This window comes from Salicibibacter cibi (assembly GCF_016495865.1).
Lineage (GTDB): Bacteria > Bacillota > Bacilli > Bacillales > Marinococcaceae > Salicibibacter > Salicibibacter cibi.
In genome coordinates this window covers 1,828,867-1,844,560 of the sequence record NZ_CP054706.1, presented here as the reverse complement: position 1 = coordinate 1,844,560, position 15,694 = coordinate 1,828,867, and the positions used below count along the sequence as shown (strand labels likewise).

Annotated in this window: 16 protein-coding genes; 12 read left to right on the top strand and 4 right to left on the bottom strand. The window is 43.4% G+C overall.

The features are described 5' to 3' along the window. Positions 1–15 precede the first annotated feature (15 nt). The 3 genes from HUG20_RS09450 to HUG20_RS09440 are packed head-to-tail and all read left to right on the top strand — an operon-like array spanning position 16 to position 2,471. A complete protein-coding gene (locus HUG20_RS09450) occupies positions 16–801 on the top strand; it encodes a carbon-nitrogen family hydrolase (protein ID WP_200090266.1) in 786 nt (261 codons plus the stop codon). A 13-nt stretch (positions 802–814) separates the two neighbouring features. Further along, positions 815–1,669: a fumarylacetoacetate hydrolase family protein gene (locus HUG20_RS09445; RefSeq protein WP_200090265.1), complete on the top strand. Its 855-nt coding sequence runs from the start codon at positions 815–817 to the stop codon at positions 1,667–1,669. A 13-nt stretch (positions 1,670–1,682) separates the two neighbouring features. Next, the gene (locus tag HUG20_RS09440) at positions 1,683–2,471 is read left to right on the top strand and encodes an SDR family oxidoreductase (protein WP_200090264.1); all 789 of its coding nucleotides are present in this window, start codon (positions 1,683–1,685) and stop codon (positions 2,469–2,471) included. Positions 2,472–2,580: 109 nt separating this feature from the next. Here the strand turns inward: HUG20_RS09440 and HUG20_RS09435 are convergent, their stop codons facing one another. Then, on the bottom strand, positions 2,581–3,636 hold the full coding sequence (locus HUG20_RS09435) for a tetratricopeptide repeat-containing glycosyltransferase family 2 protein (RefSeq protein WP_200090263.1): 1,056 nt from the start codon (positions 3,634–3,636) through the stop codon (positions 2,581–2,583). A gap of 204 nt (positions 3,637–3,840) precedes the next feature. Between HUG20_RS09435 and HUG20_RS19975 the strand changes: the two genes are divergently transcribed. The 6 genes from HUG20_RS19975 to HUG20_RS09405 all read left to right on the top strand — a co-directional run bounded on the left by HUG20_RS19975 (position 3,841) and on the right by HUG20_RS09405 (position 9,155). Continuing rightward, complete coding sequence (locus tag HUG20_RS19975) at positions 3,841–4,641, top strand: hypothetical protein (protein ID WP_425504103.1); 801 nt, start codon at positions 3,841–3,843, stop codon at positions 4,639–4,641. 120 nt (positions 4,642–4,761) lie between these two features. Next, positions 4,762–5,301: a GNAT family N-acetyltransferase gene (locus HUG20_RS09425; RefSeq protein WP_246476605.1), complete on the top strand. Its 540-nt coding sequence runs from the start codon at positions 4,762–4,764 to the stop codon at positions 5,299–5,301. Then, the gene (locus tag HUG20_RS09420; protein WP_200090261.1) at positions 5,302–5,949 is read left to right on the top strand and encodes a class I SAM-dependent methyltransferase; all 648 of its coding nucleotides are present in this window, start codon (positions 5,302–5,304) and stop codon (positions 5,947–5,949) included. 59 nt (positions 5,950–6,008) lie between these two features. After that, positions 6,009–6,494 (top strand): GyrI-like domain-containing protein, encoded by a 486-nt coding sequence (locus tag HUG20_RS09415; RefSeq protein WP_200090260.1) that lies wholly within the window; start codon positions 6,009–6,011, stop codon positions 6,492–6,494. A gap of 314 nt (positions 6,495–6,808) precedes the next feature. Beyond that, positions 6,809–8,182, top strand: coding sequence for an FAD-binding oxidoreductase (locus HUG20_RS09410; protein WP_425504102.1), 1,374 nt, complete (start codon positions 6,809–6,811; stop codon positions 8,180–8,182). A gap of 7 nt (positions 8,183–8,189) precedes the next feature. Beyond that, positions 8,190–9,155 (top strand): bile acid:sodium symporter family protein, encoded by a 966-nt coding sequence (locus HUG20_RS09405; protein WP_200090258.1) that lies wholly within the window; start codon positions 8,190–8,192, stop codon positions 9,153–9,155. 7 nt (positions 9,156–9,162) lie between these two features. On the opposite strand, the gene HUG20_RS09400 is transcribed toward HUG20_RS09405, so the two are convergent. From HUG20_RS09400 to HUG20_RS09390, 3 genes are all read right to left on the bottom strand, one after another. Further along, on the bottom strand, positions 9,163–10,362 hold the full coding sequence (locus HUG20_RS09400; protein ID WP_200090257.1) for a multidrug effflux MFS transporter: 1,200 nt from the start codon (positions 10,360–10,362) through the stop codon (positions 9,163–9,165). Between the two features lie 237 nt (positions 10,363–10,599). Beyond that, positions 10,600–10,794, bottom strand: coding sequence for a hypothetical protein (locus HUG20_RS09395; protein ID WP_211200017.1), 195 nt, complete (start codon positions 10,792–10,794; stop codon positions 10,600–10,602). A gap of 315 nt (positions 10,795–11,109) precedes the next feature. Beyond that, complete coding sequence (locus HUG20_RS09390; protein WP_200090255.1) at positions 11,110–11,943, bottom strand: MerR family transcriptional regulator; 834 nt, start codon at positions 11,941–11,943, stop codon at positions 11,110–11,112. A gap of 360 nt (positions 11,944–12,303) precedes the next feature. Here HUG20_RS09390 and HUG20_RS09385 point away from each other — a divergent pair, with 360 nt between their 5' ends. Genes HUG20_RS09385 through HUG20_RS09375 form a run of 3 tightly spaced genes read left to right on the top strand, consistent with a single transcriptional unit; the run spans position 12,304 to position 15,445 of the window. Beyond that, complete coding sequence (locus HUG20_RS09385) at positions 12,304–12,939, top strand: TetR/AcrR family transcriptional regulator (protein WP_200090254.1); 636 nt, start codon at positions 12,304–12,306, stop codon at positions 12,937–12,939. Next, a complete protein-coding gene (locus HUG20_RS09380) occupies positions 12,936–13,844 on the top strand; it encodes an ABC transporter ATP-binding protein (RefSeq protein WP_200090253.1) in 909 nt (302 codons plus the stop codon). Before HUG20_RS09385 ends, HUG20_RS09380 begins: the two co-directional genes overlap by 4 nt. After that, entirely contained in the window at positions 13,844–15,445 is a 1,602-nt protein-coding gene (locus HUG20_RS09375; RefSeq protein WP_200090252.1) for an ABC transporter permease, read from the top strand. The genes HUG20_RS09380 and HUG20_RS09375 overlap by 1 nt, the downstream gene beginning before the upstream one ends. Positions 15,446–15,694 lie beyond the last annotated feature (249 nt).

Here is a 15,694-nt window from a genome sequence, read left to right as displayed (position 1 = left end):
TAGGAGGGGAAAAGAGTGAAGATCGCGATTTATCAAATGGATATTCAGGCCGGAAAGCCGGAAACCAATCGGGATAAAGTACAGCAGTGGATAAAAAGCGTCGCGGAACGTCATCGACCGGATGTGGCTGTACTGCCTGAAATGTGGACGACCGGTTACGCGCTTTCTGAAATTGCCCAACTCGCCGATGAGGAAAACGGGCAAACACAGCAAATGTTGAAAACTCTGGCAAAAGAACACAGGATCGACCTCGTTGCCGGATCTATCGCCGTAAATACAGCTGAAGGCGTTGTTAATCGCACGCTTACCATTTCCCGAGACGGGGAGGTCATTCACGCATACGACAAGATCCATTTAGTGCCCATGCTTGATGAACCCCGCTATTTAGCTGCAGGGAAGGAAAAGGCAAGTCCTTATGAGCTACAAGAAACAACGATGGGATCGTTCATTTGTTATGATTTGCGATTTCCGGAAATTGCTCGCTCGTTAGCAGTGAATGGGGCAAAAGTGATATACGTTTTCGGTGAATGGCCGGAAGCCCGGCGTGATCATTGGGATGCCCTGTTGCGGGCAAGAGCGATTGAAAATCAAAGTTTTGTCGTGGCCGCGGGCGCTGTCGGCAGCCATGACGGCTCAAATTTTTCCGGACATTCCACCGTCATTTCACCTTGGGGAAATGTACTTGCGCTTGGAAGCCCCGATGAGGAAGAGACACTTGTCGCCAACATCGATATTTCCGAAGTGGATGAATTTCGAGAAGCTGTGCCGGCACTAAAAAACCGGCTTCCAGCCCGTTATTGAAAGGAGGGTGCCGATGAAACTTGTTAGCTATCGAGAAGAGAACCAAGAAACGGTCGGCATATGGACAGGGGATCAGGTTATTCCGCTGTCGAATGTGAACCAATTCGGTAAAAATTTTCCCACGACGATGCAGGGGTTGCTTGAAACGGGGCGTATCCGGGAACTGCAAACATGGATGGAAGGACAAGATACGCTTCCCGAGGCTGCCAATTTAAGCGAGCTTTCATTCGCGCCTTTATACCGTCAGCCCTCTAAAATCTGGGGAATTGGCCTGAACTATGTGGATCACGCAGCCGATTTACATGAAACAGCACCCAATACGGAACCGGCAAGCTTCATGAAACCGGCGACAACAGTGATTGGACCGGGGGATGAGATCCAGTTGCCCTTGCAATCGGAGCGCACAACCGGAGAGGCAGAACTCGGAATTGCGATCGGCAAACGTTGCAAGAATGTGTCCGAAACCGATGCGCTTTCTGTCGTTGCCGGCTACACGACGGTCATCGACATGACCGCCGAGGATATTTTAGCGAAAAATCCAAGGTACTTAACACGTTCCAAAAGTTTTGATACATTTTTCAGTTTCGGTCCCGCGTTGATTACCCCGGATGAGATTGACGCGTTGCACAAGTTGGAAGTGTCCACGTGGATTAATGGAAAGCTTCATCGTAAAAATATCGTCGCCAATATGACGTTTACACCGGAAATGCTGATTTCTTTTCACTCGAAAGTCATGACATTGGAACCGGGAGATATTATAGCTACGGGAACCCCGGGGGCGGTTCCGCTAAAAGATGGTGACACGATAAGCTGTGAGATCACCGGCTTTCCAACATTAAAAAACCCGGTGAAAGATCTGAAAAAATAGGGAGGCATTTGAATTGGATTTACACATTTACAATAAAGCAGCGCTCGTCCTCGCGGGAAGCAAGGGGTTGGGGAAAGCGATCGCTGCCGAGTTGGCACGCGAAGGCGCAAACGTTATCATTGCAAGCCGTGACGAAGAACAATTGGAACAAACAGCAGGGGAGATACGGAAGGAAACCGGAAGTGATGTGCAGTACGCGATTTGTGATTTAACGAAGGAAGATGACATTAAGGCCGCCGTTAGCAAAACGGTTGATCAATACGGCACCGTGGATATTTTGATTAACAACAGTGGGGGACCGAAAGCGGGCGGTTTTGATGATGTCAACGCGGCGGATTGGCAACATGCGTATGAATTAAACCTGCTCAGTTACGTGCGCGCCACTGAAGCTGTGCTTCCGCATATGAAAAAACAACAAAACGGCCGGATTGTAAACATTACGTCATCATCGATCAAACAAGCCCTCGATGGGATGGTTTTATCCAATACATTTCGGGCCGGAGTTCTCGGTTTAACGAAAAGCCTGGCTTCCGAATACGCGGGCGATAATATCTTCGTCAACACCGTCGGACCGGGGAGAATTGCCACGGACCGCGTGGCTTCTCTGGACGACTTAAAGGCATCGAAACAAAATAAAGACAAGGAAACCGTGCGCAAAGAATCCGAAGCACGCATCCCTGCCGGACGTTACGGTGAACCCGGGGAATTCGCAAAAACAGTCGTATTCCTGGCCTCGCAGGCGAACAGTTACGTGACAGGAGAAGCGATGTTGGTTGACGGAGGTTTAGTAAAGGCACTGTAACACCTTTTCAACATTGAATTGCCTAGTAGCCATGGGATAAAAGGAATGTTCATTTTCGGCATTCCTTTTTCCATTTACTTGGAGGTATCATTGGTTAAAGCGTCTCTGTCTAAATCATTCCTTGCAAATAATCTTTGTTATGCAAAACATTTGGATCCGTAGGCCGATATTCACGTGCTTTTTCATTATGGTAATAAGCTGATTCATAATCGCCCAAACGGCTATGGCAAACGCATAGCTGTAAATGAGGCAACCAAGTGGAACATGCCTTATTGACAAACCCCATTGTTGTTTCAGATTGTTGGGTGGCTAGCGTATACCAAAATACGGCCGTCTCCAATGTGTTTTTGTTTAAAAAGTAATACCCTAGCCTACAACAAAATTCAGGACGTGGACGGTCATACATGAAGGATCTGAATGTAACTTGCAGTTCATTCTCCGGTTGCCCCAGTTGAAAATAGCAATCGGCCAATTTACTGCACGCCGTGATATTGTCCTCTATCCAACCTTTATTGGTTGCAAGGAATTTTTCGTAATACGAAATCGCCCGTTCATACATAAGATGGTCGACGAGTTCGTTGGCAAAGTAAAATAAATCTCTTGGGGTAAATGCTTCGCCACGTTCCATGCGTTTTTCGTAAATCCGCAGATTGCGGTCAGAATCAAGGCGCAATGGAAGATGAGTCACGGCTATATCACTCTGGATGATGGTTCCTCCCACTTCCAGATATTCATGAACAGCCCCGATCCAGCGAAATTTTCTTTTCCTTTTAACGAGGCGATTTCGTTTGATCTGAAAGGTCACATTTCCGTACTCGTCAAACGCTAAGTGATAATCCATAGCGACAGCATCGACGGATGGATGAATGGTTTTCTTTAGGGTCGATAATTTTTCCGTCTCTTTTTCAGCTAATACATCATCGGCGTCTAGCCAAAGAATGTAGTCTTGTTTAGCCTTTTCAAATGAAAAGTTTCTTGCCGCCGCAAAATTATCCACCCATTCGAAATCATAAATGCGATCGGTATAATCCCGGGCGATTTCTTTTGTGCGATCCGTTGAACCGGTGTCAACGATATTGATTTCTTCAACAACATTTTTTACCGAATCCAAACACCGGCCGATGACGGCTTCTTCATTTTTCACGATCATACAAAGGCTTATCATCAAACCGTTACTCCTTTTTGATATGATAATCGATACAGAGCCTTCTTACATCTTATTAAGCGCCATCAAATAAGGTATCGGCATGTACCCACTCACGTATCAAATGGAAGAAACAAAGGAAATTCTAAGTATGATGGCATTTCCCTATACCTCGCGGGGATTCCTCACATATGCTAATCAAAATGTGAAAATGAGGGGAAATCTATGCCTTTTGATAAAAATATCCATTTAGGAGGTCATCGCTATCAAGGTCATCACCCCAAAGAACTCAAGAAAAAGAAAGATGACTATTGTTGTTCCGAAATACCAAAGAAGAATTGTTGTGTTATAACCGGGCCGACAGGTCCAACCGGGCCGACAGGATCAACTGGCGCTACAGGACCCACAGGTGATGTTTGCCCGACAGGTCCCGCGGGACCGACAGGCGAGGATGGCCCAACCGGTCCTACCGGGCCTACAGGTGGAGATGGCCCAACTGGCGCTACGGGACCCACAGGCGATGTTGGGCCAACCGGTCCTACGGGACCCACAGGCGATGTTGGGCCTACCGGACCTACAGGCCCTACAGGAGCCACTGGAGAAGTTGACTTGGCTTATGGATCTCTAAGAGGAGCTAGTGTAGAAACACCTGGGGGAGATTTTGAACCTGTCCCATTTGGTATAGTTGGGCCCTTATCAGATACGATTACAGTTAGCGGGTCGGGCAATGAATTAGTGGTAGGAGAGAGTGGAATTTATCAGATAACGGTATCGATTAACGCTGAAGCCACAACCGATCCAGACCCGGATCAACCATTTTTGGATGCGATTATTACTGTTAATGGTGCGCCAATTTTTGGTGATACGACTACTTTTTTTAAAATAGCGAATAGAAGCAGTTCAACGTATGTGGTTCAAGCTGCCTTATCAGCAGGAGACGAAGTGGGGGCAAACATTAGGACGGATTATCCTGATCTTTTGGGTTATGTGAATCGTTCTTTAACGATTGTTCAATTAAGTGGTTAACGATTGCATGTAAAAGTATGTTAAATTATTTTATGAAGGCATCGCTCCTCCTTTGACACATTTCGCCTCTATGGCAGTAGCGACGCCTTCATTTTTCTGGATCAGCATAAAAGATACGAAATGAAAGGCCGAGTAGGTGATTTAATGGAAAGTAAAATAATGATTGATAAAATGCTCCCGGAAGACTGGGAAAAAGTTAGAGAAATCTATCTTGAAGGAATTGCTACCGGAAATGCAACCTTTCAAAAAGATGCTCCTTCCTGGGAAGAATGGGATAATAATCATCTGTCTACATGCCGTATGGTTGCGCGTTTAGAAGATGAAGTTTTAGGTTGGGTTGCTTTAACCCCTGTTTCAAATCGATATGTTTACGCAGGAGTTGCAGAAGTAAGCGTTTATATAAACCAAATGAGCAAAGGGAAAAGAATTGGCAGTTTACTTTTAAGAACGTTAATCGAAGAAAGTGAACAAAATGGATTCTGGACGTTACAATCCGGGATTTTCCCTGAAAATGTAGCAAGTCTTCGATTACATAAAAAATATGGTTTTCGGGAAGTCGGACGACGAGAACGTATAGGTGAAATGGATGGGGCCTGGCGTGACATTATCTTGTTGGAAAGAAGAAGTAATGAAGTAGGAGGAAATGAAAGGGGGCTTTAAATGAAAAAGATTGCATCTCTCATTTTCATGGTAATTTTGCCTGTTTTTATCTTTTATGCGTGGCGATATGCATCACGAAGCCATGAAATTCCTTGTCCATTTTGGTTACGTTGGTTTGTCGAACTGGACAATCCATTTACGAAGGCAAATAGAGCCAATACAATCATTCAACAGTCAAACATTCATCCGGGAATGCATGTCATTGATTTTGGATGTGGCCCCGGCAGACTTACAATTCCTTTAGCAGAAAGAGTTGGTTCCCATGGCAAAGCAATTGGAGTTGATATCCAATCTGAAATGTTGCAAAGGGCAGAAAGCAAGGCATTGAACAAGGATTTAAAAAATATTGAATTTATACAGGGCAAAATCGGTAAGGGAAAACTGCAACTTGCTCCGTGTGAACGTGCCGTGCTTGTCACTGTCTTAGGCGAAATTCCGGATCGAGATGCAGCTTTAAAAGAAATCTATGATACGCTTAAACCAGGCGGCATCTTAACAGTAACTGAAGTAATATTCGACCCACATTTTCAAAGCAGAAAAACGGTTCTGACACTCGCCAATAAAGTCGGATTTCGTGAAAAAGAGTTTGTTGGAAATCGGGCAGCATTTTCATTATTATTAGAAAAACCTGTAGGTGATGATCGTTGAAATGCCCGGAAAGCATGAGAAACATTTAACATTTCATTTTATTATTGAGGGGGATATTTATGAGCAGATTAGAATATGAAATTAAGAAACTCCCTGCATATCGTGCGATGGGGATTAAATGCGATGTTGCATTTACTGAAATTGAAACCATAAAAGAAGGCATTCAACATTCAATCAAAAGAGTAGAGGAATTTGATTATGCTGTAAACCCAGATGTGAGATTAGGGTTGTCCTATCATCTTCGACCTGATGGTTTCGTTTACTATTCTGCTTACGAGGTGCAAGATGAGCAAGCTCTTCTAGAAGGCATGGCTGAAGTTAATGTTCCGGAAATGACCTATTTGGTAACAAAACATAAAGGTGGCAGCATTGAAAACACATATGGAAAAATCATAGATTGGTTAAAGGCAAGTGAATACGTACCTTTTACAGAGCAAGATGTTGAATACTACGATGAGCTCCCAATAAAACATGAAAAACACCCAAGTGATTCAGACACAAGCGACCCTCATTTTGAAATCTTCATACCTATAGTTAGACTATAAACGGTCTTCCGGAATCGATCAGTATTCCGTAAATACAGATGTGATCGTTGATTCAAATTCTTGATTCCTAAAAACACCAACCTTGTTATATCTGTTTCAAACCTTTAGTCAGAATGCTTCGGAAAGCATTGACTGCATGCTTACAGACCACCGGCAAAACCACGTTTTCCGAAACCATTTGTTTGTGCAATACAACTGACATTAGTATACTAATTAATAGTATACGTGAGGTATAGAGATGCAAATAAAGTGACCTGCGGCATATGTTGTGAGAATTTCACTGATAAAATCTATTGTTATGGAGGGGTATGCAAATGTCCACCCTTGTTGAATCATTGCAGGAATCACTAAGCACGTCACAAGTATCGACGAACGATACAGCGCGAGAATTGCATAGCAAAGACGAATCTTACCATCCACCGGTAACGCCTGAAGTCGTCGTTTACCCTTACGACGCTCAGGACATCAGTGAAATAATGAAAACCGCGAAACAGTTTCATCGTTCTGTATATCCATTTGGGCTCGGGTCCAGTCTTGAAGGTCATGTGATTCCAACTGAAGATGGGATTTCTATCGATTTTTCCGAAATGAATCGGATTATTGAAGTGAAAGAGCAAGATTTGCTTGTCAAAGTTCAACCCGGTGTGACGCGCACACAGTTAAACAAAGAACTCAAAAAATATGGGCTCTTTTTCACCGTGGATCCCGGCGCTGACGCGACGATTGGCGGTATGGCCGCGACGAATGCAAGTGGTACAAGTTCTGTACGTTATGGAATTATGCGTGATCAAGTCCGTGATCTTGAAGTCGTACTCGCCGACGGCTCGATCATGCATACCGGAAATCTCGCCGCTAAGTCTTCTTCCGGCTATAACTTAAACGGGCTGTTCATCGGTTCGGAAGGGACGCTTGGCTGCTTCACAGAACTAACATTGAATGTGCATGGTATTCCCGAGCATATCGTCGCCGGACGAGCTGTTTTCCCTACGATTGACAAAGCCGTTGAAGCCGTTGTATCTACCCTACACGCCGGCGTGCCAATAGCACGTTGTGAGCTCGTCGATGAACCTTCCGTAAAAAAGGCAAATGAATTTAGCGATACAAATTATCCAATCCAACCTACGCTCTTCTTAGAATTTCACGGCAATGAGGCTGGCCTTAATCAAGATCTTGAATTTATGAAAGAGATCATTAAAGATCACGGTTGTAAGAAAATAGAATTCGAACAAGATAATGCGGCAAGAAACAAGCTGTGGGAAGCTCGTCACAACCTGGCCTATGCGTACGTTCACGGTGCACCCGGAAAGAAAATGATGGTCACAGATGTCTGTGTCCCTATTTCCGAATTAGCAGAAGCAATCAAGCATGCACGAAAAGTCGTTGATGCGTCCATGTTTGAGGGAGGCATCGCCGGACATGTTGGTGATGGTAACTATCATATCATTCTTATGTTTGATTCCAGTAGCAATGAGGAGATTCAGGCTGCAGCCAAACTAAATGAAGAGATCGTCAAATACGCGCTCGCTGTTGGTGGTACATGTACCGGCGAACATGGTGTTGGCCTTGGCAAACAAAAATATCAAGCAGAAGAACATGGGGAATCGCTTTTTGTTATGGAGAAAATCAAACAAGCTTTAGATCCGGAGAGTAGGTTAAATCCGTTTAAGCTCGTCCAGTTAAAGGAGTAAATGGACCATGAAGGCATTATCATCGATAAGCACATTCGCAGGAAGGTTTTTTGTTTTTTTTGTCATTGCTGCTGCAATTCTTGCTTTTTCAGTTCCTGAACCATTTATTCCAATTAATGATTACGTCCCTTTTTTACTCGGGATTGTTATGCTCGGGATGGGGATGACGCTTAAACCTGCCGATTTTAAGCTCATAGCCAAACATCCGCTTCCTGTCATACTTGGCCTGATCTTCCAATATACGATTATGCCGCTCGCAGCGCTTTTGATTGCTTATTTATTAAATCTTCCGCCCGAGCTTGCAGTAGGCCTCGTACTGCTCGGATCCGTCCCTGGAGGTACAGCCTCAAATGTCATGGTCTATCTCGCAAAGGGTGACTTGTCTTTATCGATTACGATGACTTCCCTATCAACACTCGTGGCACCTATCACTACACCAGCGATCCTTTTCGCTCTAGCTGGCCATTGGATGCCGGTGAACTTCTGGGACATGTTTACAATGATCGTTCAAGTCATTATCGTCCCTGTCGCACTGGGCCTTATTTTGCGGCGTTTTCTGCCCGTCATTGTCGAGAAGACAGTTACGGTCATGCCACTCGTATCGGTTTTAGCCATTCTTGCTATACTTATGGCATCTGTCGGAGCAAATGCAGAGAGCCTTGCAACAGCAGGTCTTATCTCCTTTGTGGCTGTCATGCTTCATAACGCTGTAGGGCTCGTACTTGGTTATGCTGCCGCTGCAGTATCCCGACTTACTCCAAGCCAACGAAGAGCCGTATCCATTGAGATTGGCATGCAAAATACCGGCCTCGGTGTTACGCTCGCAACAGCTCATTTAACACCGATTGCAGCAATTCCGAGTGTAATCGGAACTGCTTGGCATAACATTACAGGACCAATCATTGCTTCCTATTGGTCAAAGCGACCGTTGAACAACGGGCATAGATCTCCGAAAGACACGAACAATTTTTAAAGGAGATTTACCGATTAGATGCTGAATGAACAAACAGTGCTAATAGACTTATGACAAATATGATTATTGCCATAGGAATAGCCGTCTCACTTCCGCCTAATCCTACAAGAGGGGCGATAAGACCTCCGATACCAAACTGAAAGAGACCCATAAGTGCAGAAGCACTTCCCGCATTTTTACTCTGTGATTTCATTGCCAATGATTGAGTTGTGGGAAAGATAAAACCAACACTTGAAATCGTTAGAAATAAAGTAATAATTGTAGCAATCAGTCCAACATCTACAAGGGTAACGATGAAAAATAATGCTGCGCCGATGATCAAACATAATAAACCGAACTGAAGCAAAGTCTTTTCGCTAAATCGTTCCGTATATTTTGCAGTTAAGGAGGATGTAAGCATAATTCCCACAGCATTTAAGGCAAAAATTATACCATAAGTTAATGGAGTAACATGATAAATGTCTTGAAAAACAAATGATGAACCTGAAATATATGCAAACATTGCACCTGAACTAAATCCTAGTGCCAACGAATAACCCATAAAAGAGCGATCAGTAAACAAACTTAGTAGCGTTTGAAAGGTGCTTTTGTATCCTCCGGTTGAGCGTTGTTCACTGGGTAGTGTTTCATCTAGTGTAGTAATAATTAATACAAGCAGTAAAATGCCTAAACCTGCCAACGCAATGAAAATACCTTGCCATGAGACGAATTCTAACAGAATTCCTCCCATTAATGGTGCGACAATAGGGGCAATCCCCATAATCAGTGCAAGCATGGCAAAAATCTTTGTCATTTGCACTCCATCATATAAATCTCGAATTGAGGCACGTGATAACACCATACCGGCAGCCCCAGCCATTCCTTGAATGAAGCGTAGAATAACTAAGGCAGCTATCGACATGACCGTTGCACATAAGATGGAAACGATCACGTACAAAATTAATGAAAAAATTAATGGTTTCCGACGCCCCATTCTATCACTCAAAGGTCCAACGATAACTTGACCTATTCCTAATCCGAGTAAACAGGCTGTAAGGCTTAATTGAATTAAAGCAGTGGATGTTTCCAATTCTAATGTCATTATTGGGAATGCCGGCAGATACATATCGATCGTTAATGGACCAATTGCCGATAATCCAGCAAAAATAAAAATAAACAACAGCATCAAGGATTGTTTATGATCTGCTCTTGTAAGTGATTGACTCATTTTATCAAACCCCTTCTGATTTCAATAACTTGATTGTAAACAATCCAGTTGCTGGAGGGTCAATATTTTATTTGGGGTTTGCAGAATAACACTAATTTAAATTTTTCACGTTAAAACTACTTAATATGCGTTATAAATAACGATTAAGCAAGGTTTCTTCTTCTTTCATTGTAACGTCCAATCGTTTCATACCTTTCATTATCCTCTATTTAGGGATTGCTGAACAACTTGCAGCTCTCAGCTGAAGCCAGGATGTCGCTTCCATGGCTTCGCTTTCCGCGGACGAACGGTCAAGCCTCCTCGCGCAAAACCGGCGCTGCGGGGGCTTGACGCGTCCGTTTTTCCGCTGGAGTCTCGCCATTGCAGCACCATCCCTCCGTACGTTGCCAGAAGTGCAAGGGTTTTTTGCTTATAGGATGGATCTCCTTGCATCCAGTTTTGACAACACCAACGGAAAATGCTTATGTGCCAGTCTTTTTCCATTATTCAGTCCCTATTTAGGGTCAACACTAAAATCAATGGTTGATATTCGTGATTAAATATGGCAACACCACTAGCGAGCGAAGGAAAAACACGTAGACTCCTGTGGGAAAGCGCAGGACGAAGACCCCGCAGGAAAAAAGCGAACGTCTTTTTTCCGAGGAGGCTGAGCTCGGGGCCCACGGAAAGCGTAGTGTTTTTCCGTAGCGGTCACTACCAATCATAATTGCCCCTAGTTTGTCAGCCATAGATTTTGGTGAAGAGCCCCTATTTATTTTTAATTTTTACTTGTATTTCAGTGACGTATTCGTCGGGATCATCAGTAATAAAATCATCAATAATGTCTCGTACAATATAATTGCTATCTTCAACAAGTTGATGCTGATTCATATACGCAATCATCACAGAGAAATGATCAACAGCTTCGCTAAGTAATCCACGATAGCGATAAATGAGGTAATTTCCAGCTTCTAATTTATCCAATTTTAGCAGTTCCGGATGTTGAATCTGATCTTCCTCAATTAGCACTACGGTTGATTGGTAGCCTTCAAAACCATCTCTAGCCTGGGAAATAGCCACCATTAAACCAACTTTACCAACCATAAGTGGGGAAGTATTTTGAGAGGATTTCTTTAACTGTCGAAGTGAAAGTTCGATCTCATATAACGATTTCATATCAGCTTTTTCCTGAATGATCTCTCGTTCAGGAAAGAGTTGAATGATGGGAGTGTGCATATCAGTCTGATTACGGCTTTTTGTAAACTCATCAATTCGTTTTTCAAAACGCTGATAAATTAGGTGGAGTTCTTGGAGCCTTATTTCTGTTTCTTTCATATGCTCTGTTAATAAAGAGATCCAATCATCAATTCGTTTCTTTTTTAACTGTTCTTTAATTTCATCTAGAGGTAATCTCTGCCATTTTAAATATAAAATAATGTCAAGGTGCTTGATTTGTTCTAAAGAATAGTAGCGGTATTTATTCTTTTCATCAACTTGTATAGGCTTAAAAAGTCCAATGTCATCGTAATATCGCAATGTTTTAACCGGAATATCATTGAGCTTGGCAAATTGTCCAATGGTAAATAGTTTTTGCATTGTCATACATGATCCTCCCTGTAAAAATCATCATTTTAAAGATCAATCATAATGCTTTTTTCAGAGAGCGTAAAATGTTTTGTGTGCATAACTCTGAATAAATGTCTTGAACTTAACTCAGATATTAATCCCCATGCTATACATGGGAAAATTGAATAGGAAGTGCCGTAAGGTTCTTTCTGAGATTTGTTTATTGAGTCAACCGAACGGACCATTTTCATAAATAAGGTATTGAGGATAAGAAAAAATATACGTTCATTGTAAGATCAATTGTAGCAAGCGCATTTTTATATTGACCATTATGGTCAATAATGATATTCTGAAATTGACCACGATGGTCCATAACTAAAAGGAGGGGGTTGAAATATGAACGAAACGTTTAAAAACCTTGAGGAAACGAAACAAAAACGAATATTGAGCGCAGCTATGAAAGAATTTGCGGATAAAGGGTATGAACAAGCGTCCACCAATCAAATCATCAAAGACGCCGGAATCGGAAAGGGCACGCTCTTTCATTATTTCAACAACAAAAAAGATCTTTATGAGTATCTTGTTGATTATGCCATAACCATTATGCATGATGAATATTTTAGTCTGATCGATACAAGTGAATCTGATTTTATCGAAAGGATGAAACAAATCGCACAAGTTAAAGGGAACTATATCGCTGAACATCCGAATGTCACCAATTTTATCGGAATGGTTTATTTAAATGATGAAGTGACATTGCCGAAGGAATTAGAAACACGCTTGGCAGATCTTAAAAAAACTGGATACTCATTGATATATAAAAATATAAATCAAAAAATGTTGCGTCGCGATATCAATACAGACAAAGCTTTGAAGTTGATACAATGGTCGATCGAGGGATACCAGAACGAATTAATGCGACTATTTCAAGGCGAGAAGATTGCACACATCGATCTCCAACCTTACTGGGATGAATTCTACGAATACCTGGACGTGCTAAAGACGACATTTTACGAGGAGGGGCAGACATGAGCGTGCTCACCGTGAATAATTTAACGAAACAATTCGGAAAATTCACCGCCTTAGATGGGGTCAATATCGAAGTAAATGAAGGGGAGATTTATGGTTTTATCGGTCCGAACGGTGCTGGGAAATCGACGACCATTCGTGTGCTGCTCGGCATTTTAAAAGCAACAAAGGGAGAGGCGAAAATCTTTGGGCAAGACGCGTGGTCGGATGCGGTTGACATTCACAAGCATATCGCGTATGTACCGGGCGATGTGAACCTTTGGCCAAACTTGACGGGTGGTGAAGTCATTGATCTTTTCGTCAAGCTACGTGGAAACAACAATAAAAACAGACGAGAAGAATTAATCCAGAAATTTAATCTCGATCCGACCAAAAAATGCCGAACGTATTCGAAAGGAAATCGCCAGAAGGTCGCGTTAGTGGCTGCTTTCGCCTCCGATGCCGATTTATATATTTTGGATGAACCAACCTCCGGATTGGACCCGCTCATGGAACAAGTTTTCCAAGAATGTGTATTGGATGTGAAAAGCAAAGGAAAAAGTGTGTTGTTGTCTAGTCATATCTTATCGGAAGTGGAAAAGTTATGCGACCGTGTCGGTATTATTCGTCAAGGAAAAATGATTGAATCGGGAACGTTAAGTGAATTGCGGCATTTGACGCGCATCCATATGCTTGTAGAAACGAAACAACCATTGACCGACCTGCATGAATTCAAAGGCGTTCATGCCATAGAGGAAAAAGATCAAGCCTTGTCTTTCCAGGTAGACGTCGAAGCGTTGGATAATGTCATCAAGCATGTTAGTCAATGTGGCATCGTGAAATTGGAAAGTTCTCCGCCAACATTGGAAGATCTATTTATGCGTCATTATGAACAAAAAGATGAATCCGAGGTGGGAGGTGCTTCCTGATGGCAGGTTCTTCTTTTAAAAAAACCGGTTCCCTTTTTAGATTTATTTTGAGGCGGGATCGCCTCCGTATTCCGTTATGGTTAATCGGGATTACCTTCTTTACATTGATGGTACCCTTGGCCTTTGTCGATTTGTATGATTCCCAACAAGAGAGAGATGGATTGGCTGAAACGATGGCAAACCCGGCAATGACGGCAATGGTAGGGCCGGGGGATTTGGAGAACTATACGATCGGCGCAATGACGGCACACCAAATGTTGCTTTTTACGGCGCTTGTTGTCGGACTGATGAGCATATTGCTTGTGGCGCGCCATACACGGGCCGATGAAGAAGATGGGCGGCTAGAAATGATTCGTTCCCTCCCGGTCGGTCGTCTATCCAACTTAAATGCAACGTTATTGGTTTTATGTGCGACCCATGTGCTGTTGGCGCTTATCACGGGGTTGGGCTTATATGCTTTAGGGATCGAAAGCATGGATTTCGAGGGTTCGCTACTGTACGGCACTGCTTTAGGTGCTACCGGTATTTTTTTTACGGGAGTGACGGCGTTTTTCGCCCAGCTTTCCGAGAGTTCCCGTGGCACGATTGGTTTGTCCATTGCCGTATTGCTCGTTGCCTATCTTTTGCGCGCGGTGGGGGATGTTGGCAATGAAACACTATCGTGGTTCTCGCCGTTAAATTGGGTGACGCGGACAGAGGCGTACGCGAGCAATCATTGGGAGCCGCTTGTCTTAATGCTCGCTGTAGCGATCGTTCTGGGGGTATTGGCCAATTATCTGAACGCGATCCGCGATTTGGAAGCAGGTTTTTTTTCGGCGAGACCGGGAAGGAGAAAGGCTTCACCCTTTTTGCAAAGCCCAATCGGGCTCGCTGTCAAACTGCAGCGCACCGGCATGATTGCCTGGGCAATTGGAATACTCGTGATGGGTGTTGCTTATGGATCCGTGTTAGGGGATCTGGAAGCTTTTTTTGAAGGCAATGAGATGATGGAACAAATGCTCGTAGAAGAGGAAGGATATACACTAACCGAGCAATTCATTCCCACGCTCATGATTGTGATGGCCTTGCTTGCAACAGTTCCTCCCGGTATGGCTATGTTGAAACTTTATGGGGAAGAGAAAAAGAACCGCGTTGAACATTTGCTTGGAAGGGCTGTGTCACGCACAAAACTGATGGGCAGCTATCTGATTATCTCGGTTGTGAATGGGTTTGTCATGTTATCCTTAACGGCCATCGGTCTGTGGGGTGCGGGAGATATTGCCATGGAAGAAGGCCTTGATTTTGGCACGATCTATGGAGGAGCTTTGGTTTATTATCCAGCGATGCTCGTAATCATCGGTCTTGCTGTCCTGCTCATTGGCATTCTTCCAAAGCTGAGTAGCGTCATTTGGCTTTATGTCTTTTATTCCTTCATTGTCCTTTATTTGGGTGGATTATTTGATTTTCCGGATTGGGTCGGGCAATTGTCCCCTTACGGACATATCCCTGAACTTCCGGTTGATGAAATGGAATGGATGCCGATAAGCATTCTAGTTATCATCGCGGTTACCCTAATGATTGCAGGGTTTATCGGATATCGTCGCCGTGATATAGAAGGGTAATATCAGAACAACTGAACCGAACCATCATAATAAAGTTGTATAAATCGGGGTAAACACTAAATCCTATGGTTGACAAATAGATGTAATTGATGATAGTCGCTACGGAAAAACACTACGCTTTCCGTGGGCCCCAAGCTCAGCCTCCTCGAAAAAAGACGTTCGCTTTTTTCTGCGGGGTCTTCCCACTGCGCTTTCCCACAGTCTCCGTGTTTTTCCACCGCTAGCTAGTGCTATTACCATAATTAGTCA